The sequence below is a fragment of the Gryllotalpicola daejeonensis genome (assembly GCF_039538145.1).
GTDB classification, from domain to species: Bacteria; Actinomycetota; Actinomycetes; order Actinomycetales; family Microbacteriaceae; genus Gryllotalpicola; species Gryllotalpicola daejeonensis.
In genome coordinates, this window is the sequence record NZ_BAABBV010000002.1 from 272,785 (window position 1) to 297,068 (window position 24,284).

Annotated in this window: 19 protein-coding genes; 7 read left to right on the forward strand and 12 right to left on the reverse strand. The window is 70.5% G+C overall.

Annotation, left to right across the window (positions count from 1 at the left end; all coding sequences use genetic code 11):
• Nucleotides 1–18 precede the first annotated feature (18 nt).
• Nucleotides 19–1,260, reverse strand: a complete 1,242-nt coding sequence (locus tag ABD736_RS14255; RefSeq protein ID WP_344792532.1) for an FAD-dependent oxidoreductase — start codon at nt 1,258–1,260, stop codon at nt 19–21.
• A 96-nt stretch (nt 1,261–1,356) separates the two neighbouring features.
• Here ABD736_RS14255 and ABD736_RS14260 point away from each other — a divergent pair, with 96 nt between their 5' ends.
• Nucleotides 1,357–2,121: an IclR family transcriptional regulator gene (locus ABD736_RS14260; protein WP_344792954.1), complete on the forward strand. Its 765-nt coding sequence runs from the start codon at nt 1,357–1,359 to the stop codon at nt 2,119–2,121.
• Between the two features lie 3 nt (nt 2,122–2,124).
• Here the strand turns inward: ABD736_RS14260 and ABD736_RS14265 are convergent, their stop codons facing one another.
• From ABD736_RS14265 to ABD736_RS14295, 7 genes are all read right to left on the reverse strand, one after another.
• Complete coding sequence (locus tag ABD736_RS14265; RefSeq protein ID WP_344792533.1) at nt 2,125–2,763, reverse strand: DUF2510 domain-containing protein; 639 nt, start codon at nt 2,761–2,763, stop codon at nt 2,125–2,127.
• A gap of 60 nt (nt 2,764–2,823) precedes the next feature.
• Nucleotides 2,824–4,098 (reverse strand): MFS transporter, encoded by a 1,275-nt coding sequence (locus tag ABD736_RS14270; RefSeq protein WP_344792534.1) that lies wholly within the window; start codon nt 4,096–4,098, stop codon nt 2,824–2,826.
• Between the two features lie 137 nt (nt 4,099–4,235).
• Nucleotides 4,236–4,544, reverse strand: coding sequence for a thiamine-binding protein (locus ABD736_RS14275; RefSeq protein WP_344792535.1), 309 nt, complete (start codon nt 4,542–4,544; stop codon nt 4,236–4,238).
• Entirely contained in the window at nt 4,541–5,761 is a 1,221-nt protein-coding gene (locus tag ABD736_RS14280) for a glycosyltransferase 87 family protein (RefSeq protein ID WP_344792536.1), read from the reverse strand. The genes ABD736_RS14275 and ABD736_RS14280 overlap by 4 nt, the downstream gene beginning before the upstream one ends.
• 114 nt (nt 5,762–5,875) lie before the next feature.
• Nucleotides 5,876–6,349, reverse strand: coding sequence for a hypothetical protein (locus ABD736_RS14285; RefSeq protein WP_344792537.1), 474 nt, complete (start codon nt 6,347–6,349; stop codon nt 5,876–5,878).
• On the reverse strand, nt 6,336–8,363 hold the full coding sequence (locus ABD736_RS14290; protein WP_344792538.1) for a primary-amine oxidase: 2,028 nt from the start codon (nt 8,361–8,363) through the stop codon (nt 6,336–6,338). The genes ABD736_RS14285 and ABD736_RS14290 overlap by 14 nt, the downstream gene beginning before the upstream one ends.
• Nucleotides 8,364–8,368: 5 nt before the next feature.
• Entirely contained in the window at nt 8,369–9,874 is a 1,506-nt protein-coding gene (locus ABD736_RS14295; protein WP_344792539.1) for an APC family permease, read from the reverse strand.
• 168 nt (nt 9,875–10,042) lie between these two features.
• Between ABD736_RS14295 and ABD736_RS14300 the strand changes: the two genes are divergently transcribed.
• Together ABD736_RS14300 and ABD736_RS14305 are read left to right on the forward strand one after the other, a co-directional pair.
• Complete coding sequence (locus ABD736_RS14300) at nt 10,043–11,542, forward strand: APC family permease (protein ID WP_344792540.1); 1,500 nt, start codon at nt 10,043–10,045, stop codon at nt 11,540–11,542.
• 2 nt (nt 11,543–11,544) lie between these two features.
• Nucleotides 11,545–12,258, forward strand: coding sequence for a helix-turn-helix domain-containing protein (locus ABD736_RS14305; protein WP_344792541.1), 714 nt, complete (start codon nt 11,545–11,547; stop codon nt 12,256–12,258).
• A gap of 96 nt (nt 12,259–12,354) precedes the next feature.
• Here the strand turns inward: ABD736_RS14305 and ABD736_RS14310 are convergent, their stop codons facing one another.
• Nucleotides 12,355–13,218, reverse strand: a complete 864-nt coding sequence (locus tag ABD736_RS14310; RefSeq protein WP_344792542.1) for an ADP-dependent NAD(P)H-hydrate dehydratase — start codon at nt 13,216–13,218, stop codon at nt 12,355–12,357.
• Nucleotides 13,219–13,241: 23 nt separating this feature from the next.
• Between ABD736_RS14310 and ABD736_RS14315 the strand changes: the two genes are divergently transcribed.
• Together ABD736_RS14315 and ABD736_RS14320 are read left to right on the forward strand one after the other, a co-directional pair.
• Nucleotides 13,242–13,883, forward strand: coding sequence for an HAD family hydrolase (locus ABD736_RS14315; protein ID WP_344792543.1), 642 nt, complete (start codon nt 13,242–13,244; stop codon nt 13,881–13,883).
• Nucleotides 13,884–13,942: 59 nt separating this feature from the next.
• Complete coding sequence (locus ABD736_RS14320) at nt 13,943–15,025, forward strand: NADH:flavin oxidoreductase/NADH oxidase (RefSeq protein WP_344792544.1); 1,083 nt, start codon at nt 13,943–13,945, stop codon at nt 15,023–15,025.
• 52 nt (nt 15,026–15,077) lie between these two features.
• Here the strand turns inward: ABD736_RS14320 and ABD736_RS14325 are convergent, their stop codons facing one another.
• Together ABD736_RS14325 and ABD736_RS14330 are read right to left on the reverse strand one after the other, a co-directional pair.
• The gene (locus ABD736_RS14325) at nt 15,078–16,115 is read right to left on the reverse strand and encodes a hemolysin family protein (RefSeq protein WP_344792545.1); all 1,038 of its coding nucleotides are present in this window, start codon (nt 16,113–16,115) and stop codon (nt 15,078–15,080) included.
• The gene (locus ABD736_RS14330; protein WP_344792546.1) at nt 16,108–17,472 is read right to left on the reverse strand and encodes a hemolysin family protein; all 1,365 of its coding nucleotides are present in this window, start codon (nt 17,470–17,472) and stop codon (nt 16,108–16,110) included. Before ABD736_RS14330 ends, ABD736_RS14325 begins: the two co-directional genes overlap by 8 nt.
• A gap of 324 nt (nt 17,473–17,796) precedes the next feature.
• Between ABD736_RS14330 and ABD736_RS14335 the strand changes: the two genes are divergently transcribed.
• Nucleotides 17,797–18,771 carry a type IV toxin-antitoxin system AbiEi family antitoxin domain-containing protein gene (locus ABD736_RS14335; protein WP_344792547.1) on the forward strand — a complete coding sequence of 325 codons (975 nt, stop codon included), beginning with the start codon at nt 17,797–17,799 and terminating at the stop codon, nt 18,769–18,771.
• 105 nt (nt 18,772–18,876) lie between these two features.
• Here ABD736_RS14335 and guaB1 read toward each other — a convergent pair whose 3' ends face one another.
• Nucleotides 18,877–20,313, reverse strand: a complete 1,437-nt coding sequence (gene guaB1, locus ABD736_RS14340; protein WP_344792548.1) for a GMP reductase — start codon at nt 20,311–20,313, stop codon at nt 18,877–18,879.
• A 149-nt stretch (nt 20,314–20,462) separates the two neighbouring features.
• Here guaB1 and ABD736_RS14345 point away from each other — a divergent pair, with 149 nt between their 5' ends.
• Complete coding sequence (locus ABD736_RS14345; protein ID WP_344792549.1) at nt 20,463–24,173, forward strand: multifunctional oxoglutarate decarboxylase/oxoglutarate dehydrogenase thiamine pyrophosphate-binding subunit/dihydrolipoyllysine-residue succinyltransferase subunit; 3,711 nt, start codon at nt 20,463–20,465, stop codon at nt 24,171–24,173.
• Nucleotides 24,174–24,284 lie beyond the last annotated feature (111 nt).

Sequence of the window (24,284 nt, forward strand, 5' to 3'; positions counted from 1 at the left end):
CGGTGGGGCGGGTTGCGGTCAGCCGACGGTCGCGGTCTCGAGGGCATCGAGGGATGCCCCGCCCGCACCGCCTTCCTCGAGCGCCGGCCCATACAGCCAGTCGTAGAGCTTGTAGTCGTAGCGGTCGATCGTCGCGAACAGGTGGTCGCGCAGCATCACCGCGCCGACGGTGTCGACGTGCCACATCTCGCCCCAGAAGCGGCTCGTGGCCTGCACCCGGCTCGCCTGCGGCACCCGCTCGGCGTCGTAGGCGGCGAAGGCGCGGGCGACCTCGTCGTCGGACCACGGCCCGTCGCCGAGCGCGGCGAGGTTCGTCGCGAGGCTCGACCCGTCGAGCAGCGACTGACCCGCGCCCTGAGCGAGGTACTGCAGGGTGGCGTGCGCGGCGTCGCCGAGCAGTGCGACGCGGCCGCGGACGTAGGTCTCGAGCGGCTCGCGATCGACCATCGGCCAGCCGCGCACCATGCTCAGACCCTTGACGCCCTCTTCGACCGGCGGAAACAGCCCCTGGAAGCGCTCGGACAGCTCGTCGACGCCGCCCCAGTCCTCTTCGCCGCGCTCGTAGGCGGGCGAACGGAACACGGCGACCTGGTTCAACTCGTGCCCGTCACGGAGTCCGTACTGGATGAAGTGCAGGCCGGGGCCCATCCACAGGGTCAGGTCGTTGAAGTCGAACTCGCCGGTCAAGCGGTCTTCGGGAAGGGTGCCCCGGTAGGCCACGTAGCCGGTCGGCACCACCGCGTCGCCGTGCCAGGTGCGGCGCACGAGCGAGTGGATGCCGTCGGCGGCAAGCAGCACCTGGCCCGTGACCTCGGCACCGGCATCCGTTCTCACACTCACGTGATCGCCGTGGTCGGCGAACTCGGTGACCTTCGCCGAGTTGATGATCGTCACGTTGCCGGTGGCGCGGGCGCCGCGGGCGAGCGCCTGCAGCAGATCGTTGCGGTGCATGACCGCGTAGCGCGAGCCGTAGCGGCGCTCGAAGTCGTCGCAGTCGAGGTAGTTGAGGAAGGCGCCGGTGGTCGCATTGCGGAACGCCAGCCGCTTGGGGAAGACCATCAGCGGCGCGATCTCGTCGAACACGCCCTCGCGCTTCAGCATGCGGGTGATGTTCGGGCCGAGCTGCAGCCCGAAGCCGCCTTCGGTGAGCTCGGGGTCGCGCTCGAGAACCGTGACGCTGATGCCGCGGCGGCCGAGCATGAGCGCCGCCCCGATGCCGCCGATGCCGCCGCCGGTGATCACGACCTGGGTGTCCGTCATTGTGCCTCCTCGTTGAAGCGCGGGTCTGCGCCCGCCGGTTCTGAGGTTAGACAGCCTCTTCCGTGACACGCAATTGATCACTAGCCTTATTGCGTGATGCGGAATTCAAGGCGAGAGACGGATGCGTCGCGCGTCGGCACCGTCGACAAGGCGATGGTGCTGCTGCGCCTGCTGATCGACCGCGGCGAACTCGGGGTCAGCGAGGCGGCCGCGACTCTCGGCGTGGCGCCCTCGACCGTGCATCGGCTGCTCGCGACGATGGCGGATCACGGCTTCGTCGAGCGTGCGTCCGACCGCCGCTACCGGCCGGGGTCGGCACTCGCCGGTCCGCGCGGTGGTGCGCGGCGCATCGCGAACCTCGTCGGCGTGCTGCACCCGGTTCTGCAGCAGCTCTACGACGAGATCGGCGAGACCGTGCACCTGATGGTGCTGATCGGCTCTGATGTGCAGTTCGTCGACGGGGTCGAGGGCACGCAGGCACTGCGCATCGGACTGCGCATCGGGTCGCGCCTTCCCGCCTACTGCACCTCAGGAGGCAAGGCGATGCTGGCGCAGTTCGACGACGAGACCGTCTCGGCGATGCATCCCCAAGGCCTGCGGCCGTGGCCGGGAAGCCGGCTGCGCTCGGTGGCCGAGCTGCAGGGCGAGCTTGCGCAGGTGAGGCTCAGCGGGGTGGGCATCAACACCGGCGAGAGCGAAGACGGCGTGCGTGCGCTCGGCGTCGCGGTCGGCCGCGACCCCTCGCAGCCCCTCGCGGCGATCACCGTCTCGCTGCCGGCCGAGCGCTTTCGGAACGTGGATCAGAACGCCCTCGCGAAGCGCTTGCTCACGGCACGCGATGCGGCGAACGCGGTGCTCTGACGCCTACGAGGTCGGGAAGTTGCCGGTCAGTTCATTGAGCTGCCGCGTCAGCGCGCCCACGAAACCGGCGGCCCAGATCGCCGACGAGATCATCGTCACGACGTAGGCGGCGATCATGACCCAGATCGCTGCGAGACCCCGCGGCGCGGCGACCTTCCGTACGATCACGCTGCGGCCGATGACGTAGACGATGCCGCTCAGGAATGCCCACGCCCAATGGAACGGGCGCACAACGCCGAGGCGCTCGAGCCTGCGCTGGTCGAAGACGGCGAGCACGATCTGCGCGGCGTACAGCAGCGGGCTCAGCGCGAGCATGACCCAGTAGCCGGGGCCGAACATGGCGAACGGGTTGAAGTCGGGCATCGGGCCGGTGCCGTCGTAGTTGTCGAGCTGCTGCAGCTGCGAGACGTACTGCGAGATGTCGACGTGGACGAACCAGATGTAGACGCCCGCGAGCAACGGCAGCAGCGCGAGGACCCAGATCAGCGGACCGTAGATCGGGGCGCCGTCCGGCAGGCGCGGGCGGTCGAGCCCGCCCGCGGTCGGCGCAGCGTGCTCCGTCCACTGGGTGCCGTCCCAGAAGCGCTGGGCGGAGGGGTTCCACGGGTCGGGGTACCAGCCAGGCGGCGTCGCGTTGGTCACCATCGCAGGCTAGCGGGCGACGGATGCTCGGGGCATCCGCTCTGGCTATGAATCCGCGCGTCAGCGCGGGGTCGATACGGTCAGGTCCATCGGGCGGGTGTGAGCGCGCAGGCGGCCCGTGCGACGCTCGATGAGGAACGACGTCGACGCGATCACGAACCCCAAGAAGGTGAGGCCGATGCCGATCCACACCGGAGCTCGGTAGCCGAAGCCGAGCGCGATCACGACGCCGCCGAGGTACGCGCCGAGCGAGTTGCCGAGGTTGAACGCCGAGTGGTTGAGGGCGGCGGCGATCGAGTGAGCGTCGTGCGCGACGTCCATCAGGCGCGACTGCACCGTCGGGCCGACGGCAGAGGCCGCGACGCCCACGAGGAACACGCCGATGAACAGCAGCACGGCGTTCGCCGCGAACAGGCCCGTGAAGCCGAGCGCGATGATGACGGCGAGGAACGCGCCGAGGATCGTGAGCTTCACCGAGTAGTCGCCCGCGCGGCCGCCCGCGAGGTTCCCGAAGAACATGCCGATGCCGCACACCACGAGCACGAGCGGCACCCACGGCTGCTGCGGCAGGTGCGCGACGTCGGTGACGAGCGGGGCGACGTAGGTGTACAGCGCGAAGAATCCGCCGAAGCCGATCGCGCCCATGCCGAGCGCGAACCAGAGCTGGGGATGCCGGAACGCGGAGAGCTCGCGCCGGAAGGTCTGCTCGGGGTTCCCCGGCTGCCACGGCACCGCGACGGCCACCGCGGCGAACGTGAGAGCGAACAGCGCGGCGACGAAGAGGTAGGCGATGCGCCACCCGTAGGTCTCGCCGACCCAGGTGATCGCCGGAACGCCGATGATGTTCGCCACCGTGAGACCGGTCATCACGAAGGCCACCGCGCGCACCCGCTTGCCGGGGCCCATCAGGTCGCCGGCGACCAGCGAGGCGATGCCGAAGTAGGCGCCGTGCGGCAGCCCGCACAGGAAGCGGAAGACGAGCAGCGAGCCGAAGTTCGGCGAGAGCGCCGCGGCGACCGTCGCCAGGGTGAAGGCGACGAGCAGCCACAGCAGCAGCTTCTTGCGGGGCAGCTTCGCCGCACTGGCCGCGATCGTCGGGGCGCCGACGACGACGCCCAGTGCGTACGCGCTCACCATCCAGCCGGCGCGGGCGTTGGCATCCTCGTGGTTCTGCGCCCACAACTGCGGCAGCATCGCGTGCGCGATGTCGGGCAACAGGCCCATCGCGACGAACTCGGTCGAGCCGATGGCGAAGCCGCCCAGCGCGAGGGCGACGAGTGCGAAGCGGATTCGAGCCGGCGACAGCGTCGCCGACCCGGCGGCGGTGCGGGGCATGACGTCGATTCTACGCGAGAGTCGAAACGATTCGACCCCTGCGGCGGGCGGACGCAGCCGCCCAAGACACACGGAGGGGAGGACGGATCTCGAGAATCGTCCTCCCTAGCCTGCGCATTGGGCGGAACCAGCCGAACCTAGTCGCCCAGCGCGGCCTCGAGCCGCTCGATCTTGCCGTCGAGCTCGCCGGTGCGGCCGGGGCGGATGTCGGCCTTGAGCACCAGCGACACCCGCGTTCCGAACGGCAGCACGGCCTCGGTGGCGCGCTTGACGACATCCATCACCTCGTCCCACTCCCCCTCCAGCTCGGTGAACATCGACGAGGTGCGGTTCGGCAGCCCCGATTCGCGCACGACCCGCACCGCGGCGGCGACCGCGTCGTGCACCGAGCCGTCGTCGTTGGCGGATGCCCCGCCCGACGGTGCGACTGAGAAAGCGACGATCATGATGACCTCCTGTGTGTCGATCCAGTTGACCCCGCACGCCAGAGCGCGACAAGGGCCCACGCGAAGACCGCGAGCTCGAGCGCGTTGCGCACCGTGAGCACGGCGAGCATGACCGGGTTGAGCGCGAGCATCGCGTCGTATAACCACGGGTAGATGAGCTGGGTGAGCACGGTGGATGCCAGCACCAGCCACGCCGGAAGAGCGAACCGCCGTGCAGAGACCATGACCCCGAGCATCACGGGCACGGCGAACCACGCGTGGTACTGCGGCGACCCGACCTTGTCGAAGGCGCAGAACCCGACCGTGAGCGCGAGCGCGAGCGCCGCCGTCGCGAACCGCGGCTCTGCGCGCCGCAGCGCCGCCCGCAGCCCGAGCAGCATGGCCGCGAGCACCGCGAGCGGCATCGACCAGTCGGCGATGCGAGCGAGCGTCTCGGACCCCGGGCCCGAGACCTGGAAGGTGTAGATCGACGTGTCGTAGTAGACCGCCAGATGGGGAATCCGCGCCCAGGCCGCCCACAGCAAGGGCGTCGCGAACGGCGACTCGACCTGCAACCCGCGCCCGGACTGCTGCCCGACGAAGCTGAGCAGGAATCGCGCGCCGAGCGCGAACCAGGAGATCGCAACGATGGCGATCGTCGTGCCGACAGCCGCGACGAGCACTCGCCAGCGCTCTTTCGCGGCGACGACGACGGCGAGCACGATCGCCGCCGGCCAGAACTTCACCCAGGTGCCGAGCGCGAGCAGCACCCCCGAGAGCCACGGGCGCGTCGCGAGCGCGACCACCCCGAGCACGGCGAGGGCGACCGAGACGACGTCGAGCCGGCCGAGCGCGACGGGGCCGAGCGCCAGCAGCGCCCCTAGCCAGTACCAAGCGGCGCGCGTGCGCGGGACGGTGTTGCGCGAGGTCAGCACCCCGAACGCGACGGCGTTCAGCAGGCTCACCTGCAGCAGCCAGATCGCGCCATAGCCCGCGGTGCCGCCGATCAGCGGAATGAGCATGGGCACGAGAGCGACGATCGGGTACACCCACGGCTGATCGATCGCGGGCCACCCCGCCCCGGCGATCGCGTTGTCGACCCAGACGCGATAGAAGCCGGTCACGTCGTTGAACGAGTTGCCGGTCGGGCCGGGCACCAGGTTCGACGCGGCGAGCGCGAGGTGCGCCACGACGAAAGCGGGCCACAGCACAGACCGTCGTCTGAGCAGGGCGCGCATGCGCCCACCCTATCGGCGGGCAGGTTCGCGCCTTCTGTCGCCCGCGCGGACAACTGCGGGTGCCGCACCGCCCGCAGTTGTCCGCTGCGGCGACAGTATGGCGGGCCAGGCCGGTCAGGCGATCGTGAACGACGCCATGAGGGCGACGGATGCCGCAGCCAGCAGCATCTCGACGCGGCCACCGTGCTGCCGCGCCCGCCACAGCGACCACCCGACATAGGCGGCCGCAGCTGCGAGCGCGAGCGGGGTGAGGCCGAGGTCGGGCTGCATCCCCGGCATGGTCGCGCCGGCTGAGGCATCCGGCATCGCCCTCATGCCCGCCATCGCGACGGTGAGCGCCGCCATCACGATGAGCCCGAGCGCGCGGTGTGCGGCGAGCGGGGTGCAGCAGCGGGCGCCGCGCCCCGGCACCGCGACGACGATCGCCAGCACCAGCTCGACGGCGACCCATGCGGCGGCGGGCACGACCCCGAGGCCGGGAGCCATCGTGTCGAGCATCCCGAGCGCCATGACGGCCATGGCCGCCGGGCCGCGCCAGGCGACCAGGCGGCCACGGGCCGTCGCGAGAGCGGACTCAGTGGTGGTCATGCCCGGCGTGCTCCGCGTGCCCGGCGTGGCCCGCGTGTCCGGTCGCGCAGTGGTCCGACACCGTCGGCTTCACGTTGAGAGCGGGGTTCCTGTCGAAGAATCCGTACGGCTTCATCGTGAACTTCACGTAGTCGGTCGGCATGACGGGCCAGTCCTCGGGCCGCGGGAAGTGGGTCAGCCCGAAGGTGGTCCACAGCACGATGTCGTCGCCGTCGAGGTTGCGGTCGGCGGCCTGCCACGCGGTGATGCCGTCGACGCCGGGGTTCTGGTTCACGAACTCGCCCGCGGGGTAGCGCTCGTCGGAGGCGTACTGCGTCACCCACAGCGTCTTGGTCGTGTAGGCGGCGCGCTTCGCGATCGACGAGGCCGGGTCGGCGAGCAGCGTCGGGGACTGCTCGACGTGCAGCACGTAACCGGGGTGCTGGCCGAGCCCGTTCACTTTCTCGGTGTTCGAGATGAGCCAGTTGCGGCTCGCCGCGCCGTGGGCGTCGAGCGCGCCCTCGGCCTCTGAGGCGATGCGCCGCACGGACTTCGTGAACGCGTTGCCGTGCTCGTTGCCCGGCCCGAGCGGCAGCCGCACGGCGTCGATCTCGTCGACGGCGTTGGCGAGGCCGTCGACCATCATGTCGAGCCGCGCGCTGAACAGGTGCTGGTGGTACGGAGCGCCGACACCGGGCGCGACCTGCGTCGCATAGGGGTAGTCGGGGTCTCCGTTGTGGGCGGAGGGGAACAGGATGCCGGTGAGCTTCGCCTCGAGCTCGATCGTGCCGTCGAGGTAGAGGTACCAGTAGAAGCCGTAGTCGTAGTTGCCGACCGTGGTGAAGAACGAGATCACGAGCCGCCGCGAGCGGCGCACCTCGGACTCGCCGGTGAACACGTCGGTGTGCTTCCACAGCACGCCGTAGTCCTCTTCGTGCATGCAGATCGCGTTCTCGATCACTCGCGGGTTGCCGAGCTCGTCGGCGAGAGTCGTGTCGAAGTAGCGGATCTCGCCGAGGCAGTCGCAGCCGAGGGTGAGCGAGTTCGTGTACCGGCCGAACACGTACTCGCCGGTGTCGAAGTAGTTCTGCCAGTAGCGCGCCGGCGATGGGTCGCCGTAGGGCACGACCATCTCGGCGATCGACCCGCGGTACATGACCGAGCGCACCTCGCCGCCCTTGTCGGGGTCGGCGAAGGCCAGGTTGCGCAGGATGAGGCCCTCGCGGGCGTCGAAGCCGAGGTCGAGGCTCCAGTTCGCCCACTCGACGTGCTCGCCCGTGACCGTGAAGCTCGGGCCCTCGGGCTGGGTGATCTCGAGCGGCTTGAGCCCCTCGAGGTCGGCCGGGCGGCCCTCCGGCAGGTGGTAGTTCGCGGAACGCTCCGGTACCGGCGCGGCATCCGTCTCGACGATCTGCAGCAGCTCGTGCGAGATCACGTCGACGTATGCGCACAGCCCGTCGACCGGGTGCGCCCACGGGTGGTCGAGCTCGTGATCCATGCGGAAGGCGAACACCCGGATGACTCGCCGCCCCTCTTCGCCGGGGATCTCGTAGAAGCCCGGCGACAGCGGCACCTGGATGACCTGCTCCGGCGTCACGCCCTTCCGGGCGAGCGCCTCGACCCAGCGCGGGTCCTCGTTGACGATGTCGGCGATATCGGCGAACTCCTCGTCGAGGATCGGCACCTGGCCGCGGCTGCCGTCGATCGGCACGGCGGCGACGACCGCCGCGTCGGTCAGCGACACGGTGACATCGAGGGATGCCCCGCTCGAGCGGTCGAGCAGCATGGCGCGCACCTCGCGAGGCGGCACCGGGCCGGTGCCCGCCTGCCAGGCGAGCACGTCGGCCTTGTCGGGCTCGAGCAGCCCGACGTAGGCATAGCGCGTGGCCTGGGTGACGAGGCCTGCGCCGGCGATGATCTCGCTCGCGGCCGCGATCTCGGCCGCCGTGAGGCTGGCGAGCGGCGAGCCGATGGCGGCTGGGGATGCCTCGCCGTCGCTGCCGTGGTGGGCGTGGCTGTTCTCAGTGATGGTCACGGTGGTTACTCCTCGATGGTGCTGATGGTGTCGATGACGTTCGCGTACGCGCCGGGGTTCCTCGCCTTGATCACGAGGGCCTGCACGATGCCGAAGATCGGGAAGGCGGCCATGACGGCGAGGAAGGCGATGGTCAGGGTGCCGAACACGGGGTTGCCCTTCGCATCGGCGTCGCCGATGAGCAGCGGGAAGTTCTGCGCGATGATCACGGCGACGGCGGCGAGGCCGAGCAGGCCGATGATCGGGGCGATCCAGGTCTTCCAGACGCCGGCCGAGATCTTCTTCGCGGCGAAGTAGGTGATGACCGCGAGGCAGGTGAGCCCCATCAGCACGACGATCGCGAAGGTCGAGATGCCGCTGAACCAGGTGAACACCTGCAGCACCGGGTCGAGCTGGAACAGCGCGAAGGCGATGGTGAGCACGGCTGCCGTGATCGTCTGCACGATCGACGAGACGTGCGGCGAGCGGTGGGTGCGGTGCACGCGGCCGATGGCGGTCGGCAGCACCGACGCGTTCGACATCGAGTGCTGATAGCGCGTGATCACGTTGTGGAACGAGAGCACGCAGGCGAACATGCTCGTGATCATCAGCGTGTTGACGACCCAGCCGCCGACCGGGCCGAGGTAGCGGGCGGTGACGGTGCCGATGAACGCCGACGGGTCCTTCGCGAGCTCGGCCATCAGGTGGCTCGGGCCGATGCCCATGACCAGCGCCCACGAGGCGAAGGTGTAGAAGACCGCGATGACGATGAGGGCGACGTACGTCGCGCGCGGGATGGTCTTCTGCGGGTCCTTCGCCTCGTCGCGGTAGATCGCGGTCGACTCGAAGCCGATGAAGCCGGCGAGCGCGAACATCAGGGCGAGCGCGGGGGCGCCGCTCAGCACATTGGTCGGCAGGAACGGCGCGGCGGAGAGGCCGTCTGCGCCACCGGTGGCGATGACGGCGCCGGCGAGCACCAGAACGACGCCGATCTCGCACACGAGGAAGACGCCGAGCACCTTCCCCGACAGCTCGATGTGGCGATAGCCGAGCAGACCGACGATCGCGACGACGGCCAGCGAATACAGCCACCACGGCAGCGTCGGGCCGCTGAGCGAGGCGACGTACCCGCTCAGCACCGCGCCGACGTAGCCGTACACCGCGATCTGCACCGTCGTGTAGGTGAGCATCGCGAGCCAGGCGGCGGCGAGTCCGAGCGGTCGGCCGAGGCCGTAGCCGACGTAGGTGAAGAACGCGCCGGGGCGGGGCACGTAGTTGCTCATGGTCGAGAGCCCGACGGCGAAGAACAGCAGGATCACGCCGCCGATGAGGAACATCGTCGGCGCGCCGATGCCGTCGCCGAGCAGTGCGCCGACGGGGAAGCCGCCCCCGACGACGGTGAGCGGCGCCGCGGCCGCGATCACCATGAAGACGATGGAGCCGACGCCGAGCCGGCCTGAGAGCTTCCGAGCCGGCCGGTCGGTGAGCGCGGCCGGCGCTGCGGGAAGGGCGGTGGGATCCGCGGTGGTCATACGAGCCTCCTCGTGTCGAGCTGCGCTGAGCTCTGGGGTGATGACGCCATGCTCGACGTGGCCGGTTTCACCGGAATGACCCGGCCGTAACGCTCATCGCGTGCCGAATGAGACAGCGAGCGGATGCCTGGAAACGCGCTCGCAACACACGTCGGGCACCCTGGCGCCATGACCGCAGAGAACCCGCCTGACCGGCTCGTCGCGCTCGGGCGGGCGATCGCGCGCCCTCCTGTGGTCGCGGGCGTCGAGCGGACCAGCCCGATGGCGGGGCTCGAGCGCCGCACCGTCGGCTTCGTCGACGTGCTCGCGCAGTCGATCGGAGCCGTCGCCCCCGCGGCGGGCACCGCGACCGTGCCGGCGCTCATCGCGGTGCAGACCGGCTCCGGCGTGCTGATCGCCGTCGCGCTCGCGTGGCTGCTCGCGATCTGCGTCGGGGCCACCCTGAACCAGTTCGCGCTGCGCCTTGCGGCCCCGGGCTCGCTGTACACCTTCACGACGAAGGGCCTCGGCTCGGGCGCCGGCTTCGCGGCCGGCTCTGGGCTGCTCGTCGGCTACGGGTTCATCGCCATGTTCGGCGTGGTCGGCGCGGGCTACTTCCTGCAGAGCTTCCTCGGCGTGCTCACGGGACCGTGGGCCGCTGCCCCCTGGGTGACCGCGGCGCTGCTGGTCGGCGTCGGCGCCGTCTGCTTCGGGGTGCTGCGGCGAGGCATCCGCCTCTCTGCGCGCGTCACGCTCGTGATCGAGTTCGCGTCGCTGCTCGTGATCCTCACCCTGCTCGCCATCGTCCTCAGCCGGCTGTCCCCTGCGCAACTGGCTGCGCCGTTGACCGCTGCACCGCCCGCATTCGGCGGCGTGATCGCAGGCACGGCGGTCGCTCTGACGGCGTTCGTCGGCTTCGAATCGGCCGCCTCGCTCGGCCGGGAGGCCGCGCGGCCGTTCCTCTCCGTGCCGCGCACGATCCGGTGGACGGTGCTCGGCGTCGGCGCCGTCTACCTGCTGTCGTCATACACGCAGCTCGCGGGCGCAGGCGCCTTCGGCATCGGGTTCGACGGCGGTCAGGCGGTCGCGCGGCTGGCGAGCGACACGGATGTCGCAGCCATCGGCACCGTGCTGGACCTCGGCCTCGCCGCATCGTTCACCGCGTGCGCCATCGCGTCGCTTACGGCGCTGTCGCGTGCGGTCTTCACGCTCGGCCGCGAAGGGGTGCTGCCCCGCGCGGTCGGCCGCGTCGAGCCGCTGCGCAAGACGCCGTATCGTGCACTCGCCCTCGTCGTGCCGGTGACCGTCGCGGTTCCGCTCGCGCTGCACCTCGCGGGCTGGTCACCGTGGCAGTCGCTCGAGTTCCTCATCGTGGTCTCGGCCGCCGGCTACCTGCTCGCGTACGTGCTGGCGACCGCGGCGCTGCCCGCGTTCCTGCGTCGGATCGGCGAGGCGAGTCGGCGCACGGACCTCGTCGCCTGCGTCGCGGCCGTCGGGCTGACCGCGGTGCTCGTCACCTATCTCGCGGTGTCGACGGCGAGCGAGCCGGTCGCCGTCGCCGTCGTGGGCGGCCTCGCGGTGCTCGCTGCGCTCGCGTACGTCTACCTGCGCCTCGCCCGCTCGCGCGCCCTGGCACGGGCCGGCATGTTCGACCACACCACCTCGTCCGACCTGCTGGGCGGCTCGTGACGATGGCCGGGCAGGACGCCGGACTGACCGGGCGCCAGCCCGGCGCGGTGCACGGTGCCCTCGCGGTCCTCGAAGAAGTCGCCCGTGCCGGCCCCGGCGTCACCGCCCAGCAGGTGTCCGCCCACCTCGGCCTGCCGCGTGCCACGACCTATCGCCTGCTCAACCTGCTCGTGCAGGACGAGTACCTCGTGCGCCTGCCCGACCTCGCCGGCTTCGCCCTCGGCCACAAGGTCGCGCTGCTCGCCGGTCTCGCCGGCGTCTCGGGGCCGGCGCGCGCCTCCGACCAGGCGGCGGCTGCACACCCTGCCTCGGCGAGCGCCCCGGCCGAAGAGCCCCACGAGATCGTCGTCGAGCTGCGCGCCCGCATCCGCGGCGGGGTCCACCTCGCCTCGTTCCGCGACGGCGTGCTCGAGCTCGTCGATGTCGACCCCGACTTCCCGCTCTCCGACGAGCGCCGCCTGCTCAGCGACCTGTCATCGTCGGCCCTCGGGGCGCTGCTCATCGCCGAGCGCCGCCGTGATCCGAAGCCGTTCGCCGCGCGCGCCACCGATGCCGCCCCCGGCCGCGGATGCTTCGCCGCGGCACTCCGCGACCCGGCCGGCGCGCTCGTCGGCGGCATCGCCCTCGCGGTCCCCGCGCAGCGGCTCGCCGAGCCTGAGGCGCTGCTCGAACTCATCGAGCCCGAGCGCCGCCGCCTCGAGGCCGTGCTGCGCTAAGCATCGGCGCCCCGCCGCGCGCCCTCTGTCGCTCGCGCGGACAACTGCGGGCAGTGCAGCACCCGCAATCGTCCGCCGCAGCGACAATGACGCGAGTCAGTCGGGGCTGCCGCCCGCGCGCATCTGCAGCAGCGCCGCGACGAGCCCCGGCAGCGCCCGCGCGATGTCGAGCGCCGCGATCGGGCCGCCGTTCGAGGCGCGCACCCCCGCCAGCCCGTGCAAGGCGGCGGCCGTGGCCGCGAGCTCCGCCAGCGCCTCGTGCCCGCGCTTCTCGATGTCGTCGGCATGGCCCGCGAGCAGCGCGCCGAGCACTCCCCCGAGCACGTCCCCGCTGCCCGCGGTCGCGAGCCACGGCGTGCCGAGCGACACCGAGATCGGCTCGCCGCCCGGCGAGGCCACGTGCGTCACGGACCCCTTCAGCAGCACGGTGGCGCCGAGTGTCTCGGCCGCACGAGACGCCGCGGCGGCGGCATCCGCACGTATCTCGTCGAGCGTGAGCGGGGATTTCGTGCGCTCCAGTGTGCGCTCCAGCTCGCGGAAATGCGGCACGATCACCGCGGGGCCGGCGGCAGCGTCGATGCGGTCGAGCGCACCTGCGTCGATCACGAGCGGCGCGCCGTCGCTGAGCGCGGCGCCGATGTGCGTGTTGTCGTCCATCGTGCGCTGCGCGGCGCCGGGGATGCCTGACCCGACCAGCCACGCCTGCACTCGCCCGACGCCCGTGACCACCTCTGGCCGCCTGCGCAGCACGAGCCCGGTCGGGGTAGGCGGCCCGACGTAGCGCACCATGCCGACTCCGGTGCGCACTGCGGCCTCGACGCCGAGCACGGCCGCGCCCGGGAACGCCTCAGAGCCGGTCGCGACACCGAGCACGCCGCGCGTGTACTTGTCGTCTCCGCTGACGGGTGCGCGCAGCATCCGTGCCGTGTCCTCCGGTGTCCACACCCGTTCGGCCGTCATGTCACCACGATAGGTTCGTGAGCGTGAGCTCGCCCATCTCTCTTCCCGGCCGCACCGTCGTCTTCGACTACGGCGAGGTGATCTCGCTCACGCCGACCGACGCCGATCGGGCGGTGATCCTCGACCTCGCCGGGTTCGCCGAAGCGGATGCCGACGCCGACCGCTTCTGGCGCGCCTACTTCGCGCACCGCGACGGGCTCGACCAGGGCACCGCGCACGTCGCCGAGTACTGGCGCGCGATCGCCGCCGAGCTCGGGGTCACCTGGTCGGACGCCCGCATCCACGAGCTCTGGGCAGCCGACTTCCGGTCGTGGCTGTCGGTGAACCCCGGCACGGTCGAGGTGCTCGCCGACCTCAAGGCAGGCGGCACACCGCTCGCGCTGCTGTCGAACGCCGGCCCCGACTTCGGCTCGTACTTCCGGCACGGCCCGCTCTCGGACTGGTTCGACCGGTTCTACGTATCTGGCGAGCTGAAGCTGCTGAAGCCAGAGGCCGCCATCTATCAGCACGTGCTCGACGACCTCGGAATCACCCCGGCCGAGATGGTGTTCATCGACAACAGGGCCGACAACGTCGCGGGCGCCGAGGCGCTCGGCATCACGGCCCACGTGTTCACCGACGCCGACGCGTTGCGCGCGTTCCTCCTCACGCTTCACGCTGGGTGAGGAGCACGCGGAGCCTGCGAAGCGCGCGTCTCGAAATCAGCTCGACCCTGAAAGAACCCATGCCCTCACAGCTCTTCACCCCGATCACCCTCGGCCCCGTCACGTTCGCGAATCGCGTGTTCATCGCACCGATGTGCCAGTACTCGGTGGTGAAGCAGGACGGCGTGCCGACCGACTGGCACCTCGTGCACCTCGGCTCGCTCGCCGCGGGCGGCGCGTCGCTCGTGATCACCGAGGCCACCGCGGTGTCGCCCGAGGGGCGCATCTCGCCGCAGGACACCGGCATCTGGAACGACGAGCAGCAGGCCGCGTGGGCGCGCATCGTCTCGTTCATCCACGAGCGCGGGGCGAAGGCCGGCATCCAGCTGCAGCACGCCGGGCGCAAGGCGTCGACCTATGCACCGTGGGGCTTCGAGGGCAAGCACGGCACAGTGCCCGGCGCCGAGGGCGGCTGGGCCGCGCTCGGACCGTCGGCCGTCGCCTACCCCGGCTACGACACCCCCCAGGCGCTCGACGCCGCCGGCATCGACAAGGTCGTCGCCGACTTCGCCGCGGCCGCCCGCCGCGCGCTCGACGCAGGGTTCGAGGTGCTCGAGCTGCACGCGGCGCACGGGTACCTGCTGCACCAGTTCCTCTCGCCCCTGTCGAACCGGCGCGACGACGAGTACGGCGGGTCGCTCGAGAACCGCGCGCGCCTGCTCATGCGCGTGCTCGACGCGGTGACGGATGCCGCGGCCGGCCGCGCCGCCGTGTTCGTTCGCTTTTCGGCCACCGACTGGGTCGACGGCGGCTGGAACGAGAACGACACCGCGACCGTCGCCCGCTGGGCGCACGACGCCGGCGCCGACTTCTTCGATATCTCCACGGGCGGCAATGCCCACGCGGACATCCCGGTCGGGCCGGGCTATCAGGTGCGGTTCGCGCACTACGTCCGCTCGCTCGGCGAGGTGCCGGTGGGTGCGGTCGGCATCGTCACCGACGGCGCCCAGGCCGAGCAGATCGTGGCGAGCGGCCAGGCCGACGCCGTGCTCATCGCCCGCGAGGCGCTGCGCGACCCGCACACCCCGCAGCGCTGGGCCCGCGAGCTCGGCGCGGACTCCCCCGACCTCTGGCAGCCGCAGTACATCCGTGCCCGCCGCTGACGCTCGCGTCGAGACGCGGACTTCGGCAGCTCCTCAGCGATCGGAGCAGTCGCTAGTCGCGACGCGTCGCGTCGTGCACCTCGCCGACGAGCTCCTCGAGGATGTCCTCGAGGAAGAGCACCCCTGTCGCAGCGCCTGAGGCATCGGTCGTGCGCGCGAGGTGCGTCGCCGAGCGGCGCAGCACGGCGAGCACCGTCTCGATCTCGGCGTCCTCGTCCACATCCACGAGCGGCCGCACCGTCGCGGCGGGAATCGGCACGTCGAACGCATCGGTCTCGAGGGCGAGCACATCTTTCAGGTGCACATAGCCCGCAGGCATCCCCCGCTCGTCCTCGATGACATAGCGGCTGAAGCCGTGCTTGGCGACCGCGCGCTCGACGTCGGCGGGCGTGGCAGAGCGCGGCAGCGTCTCGATGTCGGCGAGGGGCACGGTCACCTGGCGCGCGGTCTTCGCGCTGAACTCGAACGCGTTCGAGAGCGCGCCCGTCGAGTCCTGCAGCAGGCCCTCGCGCGTCGACTGCTGCACGATCGTCTCGACCTCTTCGAGCGTGAAGGTCGAGACGGCTTCGTCGCGCGGCGTCACGCCGAACAGCCGCACGACGCCGTTCGCCGCCCAGTTGAGCGCGTGCGTGATCGGCCCGAACACGCGGCCGACGGCGACGAGCGGCGGTGCGAGCAGCACGACCGCGCGGTCGGGGAACGAGAACGACAGGTTCTTCGGCACCATCTCACCGAGCACGACGTGCAGGAACGAGACGAGCACGAGCGTGATGACGAACGAGGTCACGTCGATCACCGTGTCGGAGAGCCCGGTGAGCCCGAGCGGCCCGTGCAGCAGGTGGTGGATCGCCGGCTCGGACACGTTGAGGATCAGCAGCGAGCACACCGTGATGCCGAGCTGTGTCGTGGCGAGCATGAGCGTCGCATGCTCCATCGCCCACAGCGCCGTCTTCGCGCTGCTCTTGCCCTGCTCGGCCGCCGGCTCGATCTGCGAGCGGCGTGCACTGATCACGGCGAACTCGGCGCCCACGAAGAACGCGTTGCCGAGAAGCAGCACGAACAGCCAGACGATGCCGGCCCAGTCAGGCATCCGTCTCACCGCCCTGTACTGCACTGCGCACATCGTCACCGGCGAGGTCGAGGGATGCCTGCCCCAGCCGTGTGAACGCGATGCGGTCCACCCGACGGCCGTCGAGCCCGGTCACCCGCAGGGTGCCGCCCTCGACGGGAACCGTGTCGCCGAGCTCCGGCAGCCGGCCGAGCTGCGCCATCACGAAGCCGGCGATGGTCTCATAGCGCTCGTCCTCCGGGACCTCGACGCCCGCGCGGTCGAGCAGCTCGTCGGGGCGCAGCAGCCCGCTGAACTCGATCTCGCCGGTCGGCCCGGGCTCGAGCAGATCCACCTGGCCGGTGTCGTGCTCGTCGGCGACCTCGCCCACGAGCTCTTCGATCAGGTCCTCGAGCGTCGCCACGCCCGCCGTGCCGCCGTACTCGTCGACAACGACGGACATCTGCAGGCTGCGTGCCCGCAGCTCGGCGAGCAGCGAGTCGAGGTGCATGGTCTCCGGCACGCGCAGCGCCTCGGTCTGCAGCGCGCTCACGGGCACCCGGCCGCGGCGCTCGCGCGGAACGGCGACGGCGTGCTTCACGTGCACGATTCCCGCGATGTCGTCGATGCCCTCGTCGATCACAGGGAAGCGCGAGTAGCCGGTCTCCCGCGCGAGGGCGATGACGCGCTCTGCGGTGTCGTCGCGCTTCACCGTCTCGAGCTGAGGTCGCGGCGTCATGACGTCGCCCGCGACCCGGCTCGAGAACATCAGGGTGCGGTCGAGCAGGCTCGCGGTGTCCTGTTCGAGCACGCCCTGTTCCGCACTGCGGCGCACGAGGGAGCTGAGCTCCTCGGCGCTGCGGGCGCCGGAGAGCTCTTCCTTCGCCTCCACCCCGAACAGCGAAAGCACCGCGTTGGCGCTGCCGTTCAGCAGCGCGACACCGGGCCGGAAGACGCGGGTGAAGACCGTCTGAAACGGGATCACCACGCGCGCCGTGGCGACCGGCAGCGCGAGCGCGAAGCTCTTCGGCACCAGCTCGCCGAGGATCATCGACGCGAGCGTCGCCACGACGACCGCGACGATCGACGAGGTGACCGCGGCCGCGGCATCCGTCATTCTGAGCCCATCGAGGGCGGGCGCGAGCAGCCCGCTGATCGACGGCTCCAGCGTGAAGCCGGTGAGCAGCGTCGTGAGGGTGATGCCGAGCTGAGCGCTCGACAGGTGGGTCGAGGTATGCCTGAGCGCGTCGATCGTCATCGAGAGTCGGCTCTCGCCGCGCTCGCGACGGGCCTCGAGCTCCGCACGATCGAGGTTCACGAGCGCGAACTCGCTCGCGACGAAGAACCCCGTGCCGACGATCAACGCGAGGCCGATGAGCAGCAGCACCCAGTCAGGCACGCGCGCACACCGCCCGCGCGCTCACGGGCTGACCCGGATTCGTGGGCAGATGATGGCTGCTCGCAGACGGGGGCTCCATACCTCGCCGAGTCTACCGGGCGGGTCCCACCGTGCCCGCCCCGTTTCGCCGCACGTTCCCGGTTGCGCCACGACCTTCCGCTTTGCGCGCCTCGGATCCGAGGCGCGCAAAGCGGAAGGTGGTGGCGCTCGCGGACGAGACGGGTCCGGCATCTTCCCCAGCACAGGCACGAGTTCAGCGCCGTTATCCACGGATGCCGCGTCTGCGGCGTCCGTGCCTTCTCGAGCTCGGACAGCATCAGCTTCATGAAGGCCGATCACGCCATTGCTCTCGCCCACGAAATGGGACTCATCGTCAACTTCGATGCTCGCGGGCGTCGAACCGATTCAGAGGCTCTGAGCCGTGGCGTCAGGGCCGGCACGCACCGTCGGCTAGTGCCCGGCGTGTTTGTGCGGGCGGAAACCTGGAACTCCTCGACTCCGCTGGCGCGCTACCGGATGCGCTTGGTGGCGACAGCCACGACGATGTCGCCGCTCGCGGTTTTCTCGCACCTGTCGGCGGCCGTGATTCACGGACTTCCCGTTCTCGGCACTCTTCCGGACGTGGTCGACGTGACCGTCCCGCAGACGTCCGGCGGCCGCAGCACGGCTCACGTCAGAAGGCGGGCCGCGCCGCTCGAGCCGGGCGAAACGGTATCAGTGGGCGGATTTCTCGTCACGACGGTGGCGCGAACTGTCGCTGATATCGCGCGCACGGAACCGTTCGTGCGTGCCGTTGCCACTGCCGACGCAGCACTCCATCTGAAGCGCACGCGCGGCCCGTTGCTCTCGCTCGATGAGCTCGCCGAGCTCGTCGACAGCCAGCAGCGTCGAAAAGGTGCTGCAAAGCTGCGGCGGGTCGCGGAGTTCGCGACGCCGCTCTCTGATTCCGTCCGCGAGTCGCAGAGCAGGTGCCTCATCCACTTGGCCGGCTTTCCGCCGCCGGAACTGCAGCATGAATGGCGTGATCGAGATGGCGTGATCGGCTACACCGATTTCTGGTGGCCGCTGCACGGGCTTGTCGGCGAATACGACGGCAAGGTGAAGTACGTGAAGCCGGAATACCTGAAGGGGCTGACGCAGTCCGAGGTCATCGAAGCCGAGAAGCGGCGTGAGGATCGCATCCGCGCGCTCGGTCCGCGTTTCACGCGGTGGACCACGTGGCATCTCACTGTGCCACGCCTCACGCGACACCTCACTGCGGCCGGTCTGCCGCTGGCCCGGTCACCCCGATCCGCATGAGTTGCGCCACCAGCATCCGCAGTGCGCTACTCGGATCCGAGTAGCGGAAAGCGGAACCTGGTGGCGCAACCGGCAGTCGAGAACCGGGCTCGGCGGTGGGGCGCCTCACCACGAGACGGGCAGCGCCTTGCCCTCTTCGTAACCGGCCGCCGACTGCAGCCCCACGAGCGCACGCTCGTGGAACTCGGCGACGGTGCGCGCACCCGCGTAGGTGAACGACGAGCGCACCCCGGTCGTGATCATGTCGAGCAGGTCCTCGACCGACGGCCGCAGCGGGTCGAGGTAGATTTTCGACGACGAGATGCCCTCGGCGAAGAGCTCCTTCCGCGCCCGCTCGAACGCCGACAGCCTGGCGAACCGGGCCTGCACCGCTTTGTTCGAGGCCATGCCCCAGCTCTCCTTGTAGAGGCCGGCGGAATCCGAGCGCAGCAGGCCGGGGGCTTCGATCGTGCCCGCGAACCACGAGCCGATCATGACGGATGCCGCACCTGCGGCGAGCGCGAGGGCGACGTCCCGCGGGTACCGCACTCCCCCGTCGGCCCAGACGTGAGCACCCAGCTCGCGCGCGGCCTCCGCCGTCTCGAGCACGGCGGAGAACTGCGGGCGCCCCACGGCCGTCATCATGCGGGTGGTGCACATGGCACCGGGCCCGACGCCGACCTTCAGGATGTTCGCGCCCTCGGCGACGAGGTCCTGCACGGCCGCGGCCGTCACGATGTTGCCGGCGACGAGCGGCAGCCCGAGGTCGAGCCCCGCGACGGCGCCGAGTGCGCGGCGCATCCCGTCCTGGTCGCCGTGCGCGGTGTCGAGCACGAGCACGTCGACGCCGGCGTCCCGCAGCGCGATCGCGCGCCCGGTGACGTCGCCGTTGATGCCGATCGCGGCGGCGATGCGCAGCCGCCCCTGCGCGTCGAGCGCCGGCGGATAGATCGTCGAGCGCAGGGCAGAGGTCTTCGACAGCGTGCCGATCACGCGGCCCTGGCTGAGCACCGGTGCGAACTCGACCCCGGCCGCGTCGAGCAGGTCGAAGGCGGCGCGGCCGTCGGGCACGTCCTCCGCCTCGAGCGCCGTGAGCTCGCCGTGCACGAGGTCGCCCAGTCGGGCATCCGGCGGCACCGCGGCGAGGCGCGACGCGAGCACCGCGCCGACGTACCGGTCGTCGGCGTCGTGCAGCACGACACCGAGCCCGTGGAACGCTGGCACATGCTCGAGCGCGTCTGCTGCCGTGTCGTCGGGCGACATCACGATGGGCGTATCCCAGGCGGGCGGCTGCTCTTTGACGAAGCGGATGCCTGCCGCGAGCTCCTGTGGGTGAAGGTCCTGCGGCAGCACTCCGAGGCCGCCGCGACGCGCGAGCGTTGCTGCCAGCCTGGGCCCGGTGACCGAGTTCATGTTGCTCGCGACGATCGGAATGTGCGCGCCCGTGCCGTCCTCGGGCGACAGATCGACGTCGAGCCTGCTGGTCACCGCCGAGCGACTCGGGACGAGGAAGACGTCGGAATAGGTCAGGTCGTGCTGTGGGGCCGAGCCGTAGAACCGCATGCGCCAACGCTATGCCGCAACGGGCACGTCGGGCACGGGGCTGCGACCACAAGGACTAGGCTTGAGAGTCGTTGGGCGCTGGGGCCGGAAGAGGCCCCGGCCTGACGATGCGAGAACCAGACGTCAATGGAGAAGGTGGGCGATCGGCTGTGGCAAGCCAGCTGACTGGCACGGAAGAGGGACAGTTCGGAGCCAACGACTGGTTGGTCGAAGAGCTCTATGAGCAGTACCTCGCCGACAAGGATTCGGTCGACCGGTCATGGTGGCCGATCCTCGAGCAGAAGCGCGCGGAGGCCACGTCGGGGGGATCCACTCAGTCGGCGCCCGCTCAGGCGCAGCCCGCAGCGGCCCAGCCGGCGCAGCAGCAGCCCGCCGCCGCAGCGCCGCAGGCGCAGGCATCCGCACCCGCGCAGCCCAGCCAGCCCTCTACCCAGCCGGTGGCGCGCACGACGTCGGTGGCCCCCAAGCCCACGCCCGTCCCGGCGGACGCACCCGCGGCGGCTCCCAAGAACGACGGCCCGACCGAGGCCAATGAGGTCACGCCGCTGCGCGGCATGTCGAAGACGCTCGCCGCCAACATGGACGCCAGCCTCACGGTTCCGACGGCGACGAGCGTGCGCACGATCCCGGCGAAGCTGATGATCGACAACCGCATCGTCATCAACAACCACATGGCCCGCACGCGCGGCGGCAAGGTGAGCTTCACCCACCTGATCGGCTGGGCGCTCATCAAGGCGCTCAAGCAGTTCCCGAGCCAGAACGTGTTCTACGACGTGATCGATGGCAAGCCGTCGGTCGTGAAGCCCGCGCACATCGGCCTCGGCATCGCGATCGACCTGCCCAAGCCCGACGGCACGCGCTCTCTGCTCGTTCCCGCGATCAAGCGCGCGGAGACGCTCGGCTTCACCGACTACCTGGCCGCCTACGAGGACCTGGTCAAGCGGGCCCGCGCCAACAAGCTGACGGCGGATGATTTCTCGGGCGCCTCCGTGAGCCTGACCAACCCCGGCGGCATCGGCACGGTGCACTCCGTGCCGCGTCTCATGAAGGGCCAGGGCTGCATCATCGGCGCCGGCGCCCTCGAGTACCCCGCCGAGTTCCAGGGCGCGAGCCCCGAGACGCTCAACGACCTCGGCATCTCGAAGACCATCACGCTGACCAGCACCTACGACCACCGGGTCATCCAGGGCGCGGGCTCCGGCGAGTTCCTCAAGATCGTGCACGAGCTGCTGGCCGGCGGCCAGGACTTCTACCAGGAGATCTTCGCGGCGCTGCGCATCCCCTACGAGCCGATCCTCTGGGCGCAGGACATCAACGTCGACCTGGCGCACCAGGTCAACAAGACCGCCCGCGTGCACGAGCTGATCAACTCGTACCGCGTGCGCGGCCACCTGATGGCAGACATCGACCCGCTCGAGTACAAGCAGCGCACGCACCCCGACCTCGAGATCGCGAGCCACGGGCTCACCTTCTGGGATCTCGACCGCAAGTTCGTCGCGGGCGGCTTCGCCGGCAACTACGGCGAGATGAAGCTGCGCGACATCCTCGGGGTGCTGCGCGACTCGTACTGCCGCACGGTCGGCGTCGAGTACATGCACATCCAGGACCCGGCGCAGCGCCGCTGGTTCCAGGACAAGCTCGAGCGCCCCTACGTGAAGCCGGGCCATGACGAGCAGCTGCACATCCTCACGAAGCTCAACGAGGCCGAGGCCTTCGAGACCTTCCTGCAGACGAAATACGTCGGCCAGAAGCGGTTCAGCCTCGAGGGCGGCGAGTCCACGATTCCGCTGATCGACGAGCTGCTGCAGGGCGCGGCGGATGCCGAGCTCGACGGCGTCGCGATCGGCATGGCCCACCGCGGCCGCCTCAACGTGCTCACGAACATTGCGGGCAAGACCTACGGCCAGATCTTCCGTGAGTTCGAGGGCGAGTTCGAGCTCGCCGGCACCGGCGACGTCAAGTACCACCTCGGCACAGAGGGCACCTTCGTGTCGCCCGACGGCAAAGAGGTGCCGGTCTACGTCGCGGCGAACCCGAGCCACCTCGAGGTCGTCAACGGCGTGCTCGAGGGCATCGTGCGCGCCAAGCAGGACCGCCGCCCCGCCGGGACCTACTCGACGCTGCCGGTGCTCGTGCACGGCGACGCGGCGCTCGCCGGCCAGGGCATCAACGTCGAGGTGCTGCAGATGTCGCAGCTGCGCGCCTACAAGACCGGCGGCACGATCCACGTCAACATCAACAACCAGGTCGGATTCACGACGCCGCCCAGCGAGGCGCGCAGCTCGGTGTACTCGACGGATGTCGCGAAGACGGTGCAGGCGCCCATCTTCCACGTCAACGGCGACGACCCAGAGGCCGTCGTGCGTGTCGCGAAGCTCGCCTTCGAGTACCGGCAGGAGTTCGGCCGCGACGTCTTCATCGACCTCATCTGCTACCGCCGCCGCGGTCACAACGAGGGTGACGACCCGTCGATGACCCAGCCGCTGATGTACGGCCTGATCGAGGCGAAGCGCTCGACCCGCAAGCTCTACACCGAGGCGCTCGTCGGCCGCGGCGACATCACGGAAGAGGAGTACGAGGCCGCGCACCGCGACTTCCAGGAGAAGCTCGAGCGCGCCTTCGCCGAGACGCACGAGGCGCAGACCTCGCCGATCCCGGTGGTGACGCAGCTCCCGAAGAACGACGAGCCGGCCACCGGCGAGCTCGAGTCGACCGGTGTCCAGGAATCCGTCATCCACGCCGTGGGCGACGCCTTCGACAACGTGCCCGACGGCTTCACCGTGCACAAGAAGCTGACCTCGCTGCTCAAGAAGCGCGTCGAGATGAGCCGCAACGGCGGCATCGACTGGGGCTTCGCCGAGCTGATCGCGTTCGGCTCGCTCGTGCTCGAGGGCACCCCGGTGCGCCTGGTCGGCCAGGACTCGCGCCGCGGCACCTTCGCCCAGCGCAACGCGGTGTTCCACGACCAGGTCAACGGGCAGGAGTGGGTGCCGCTCGCGAACCTGTCCGAGAACCAGGGCCGCTTCTGGGTCTACGACTCGCTGCTCTCGGAGTACGCGGCGATGGGCTTCGAGTACGGCTACTCGGTCGAGCGCCCCGACGCGCTCGTGCTGTGGGAGGCGCAGTACGGCGACTTCGCCAACGGCGCCCAGACCGTCATCGACGAATACATCGCGGCGTCTGAGCAGAAGTGGAGCCAGCGCTCGTCGGTCGTGCTGCTGCTGCCGCACGGCTACGAGGGTCAGGGCCCCGACCACTCCTCGGCCCGCATCGAGCGCTACCTGCAGCTCGCCGCGCAGAACAACATGACGATCGCGCGCCCCTCGACGCCTGCGTCGTACTTCCACCTGCTGCGCCGCCAGGCATACGCCCGCCCGCGCAAGCCGCTGATCGTCTTCACGCCGAAGGCGATGCTGCGCCTGCGCGGTGCGACGAGCGACGTCTCCGAGTTCACCTCTGGCCGCTTCGAGCCGGTGATCGACGACCCCGACGTGACCGACAAGGGCGCCGTGCGCCGCGTGCTGGCCTGCGCGGGGAAGATCTACTACGACCTCAAGGCCGAGCTCGCGAAGGCCCCGAACCCGGCCATCGCGGTGGTGCGCCTCGAGCAGTTCTACCCGCTGCCCAAGGAGCAGCTCGAGGGCGTGCTCGACAGCTACCCGAACGCCCAGGTCGTGTGGGTGCAGGACGAGCCCGAGAACCAGGGCGCCGCGCCGTACTTCGTGGACGCCGCCCGCCGTGCGGGCAAGCGCGACATCACGGTGGTCTCGCGCCCCGCATCCGCCTCGCCCGCGGTCGGCACGGCCAAGCGCCACGCCGTCGAGCAGGCGAAGCTGATGGCGGATGCCTTGACGGTCTGACCGTCACCAGGCAGCGCGCCTACGCGAAAGGCCGCCACTCCCTCGGGAGCGGCGGCCTTCGTCTTCGCGCGTGCGCCACTACCTTCCGCATTCCGCTACTCGGATCCGAGT

Bases quoted from the DNA above. Each gene is read 5' to 3' on its own strand.
- ABD736_RS14255 (WP_344792532.1), bottom strand. From the start codon at position 1,260: ATGACGGACACCCAGGTCGTGATCACCGGCGGCGGCATCGGCGGCATC.
- ABD736_RS14260 (WP_344792954.1), top strand. From the start codon at position 1,357: ATGCGGAATTCAAGGCGAGAGACGGATGCGTCGCGCGTCGGCACCGTC.
- ABD736_RS14270 (WP_344792534.1), bottom strand. From the start codon at position 4,098: ATGCCCCGCACCGCCGCCGGGTCGGCGACGCTGTCGCCGGCTCGAATC.
- ABD736_RS14275 (WP_344792535.1), bottom strand. From the start codon at position 4,544: ATGATCGTCGCTTTCTCAGTCGCACCGTCGGGCGGGGCATCCGCCAAC.
- ABD736_RS14280 (WP_344792536.1), bottom strand. From the start codon at position 5,761: ATGCGCGCCCTGCTCAGACGACGGTCTGTGCTGTGGCCCGCTTTCGTC.
- ABD736_RS14285 (WP_344792537.1), bottom strand. From the start codon at position 6,349: ATGACCACCACTGAGTCCGCTCTCGCGACGGCCCGTGGCCGCCTGGTC.
- ABD736_RS14295 (WP_344792539.1), bottom strand. From the start codon at position 9,874: ATGACCACCGCGGATCCCACCGCCCTTCCCGCAGCGCCGGCCGCGCTC.
- ABD736_RS14300 (WP_344792540.1), top strand. From the start codon at position 10,043: ATGACCGCAGAGAACCCGCCTGACCGGCTCGTCGCGCTCGGGCGGGCG.
- ABD736_RS14305 (WP_344792541.1), top strand. From the start codon at position 11,545: ATGGCCGGGCAGGACGCCGGACTGACCGGGCGCCAGCCCGGCGCGGTG.
- ABD736_RS14310 (WP_344792542.1), bottom strand. From the start codon at position 13,218: ATGACGGCCGAACGGGTGTGGACACCGGAGGACACGGCACGGATGCTG.
- ABD736_RS14320 (WP_344792544.1), top strand. From the start codon at position 13,943: ATGCCCTCACAGCTCTTCACCCCGATCACCCTCGGCCCCGTCACGTTC.
- ABD736_RS14325 (WP_344792545.1), bottom strand. From the start codon at position 16,115: ATGCCTGACTGGGCCGGCATCGTCTGGCTGTTCGTGCTGCTTCTCGGC.
- ABD736_RS14335 (WP_344792547.1), top strand. From the start codon at position 17,797: ATGAAGGCCGATCACGCCATTGCTCTCGCCCACGAAATGGGACTCATC.
- guaB1 (WP_344792548.1), bottom strand. From the start codon at position 20,313: ATGCGGTTCTACGGCTCGGCCCCACAGCACGACCTGACCTATTCCGAC.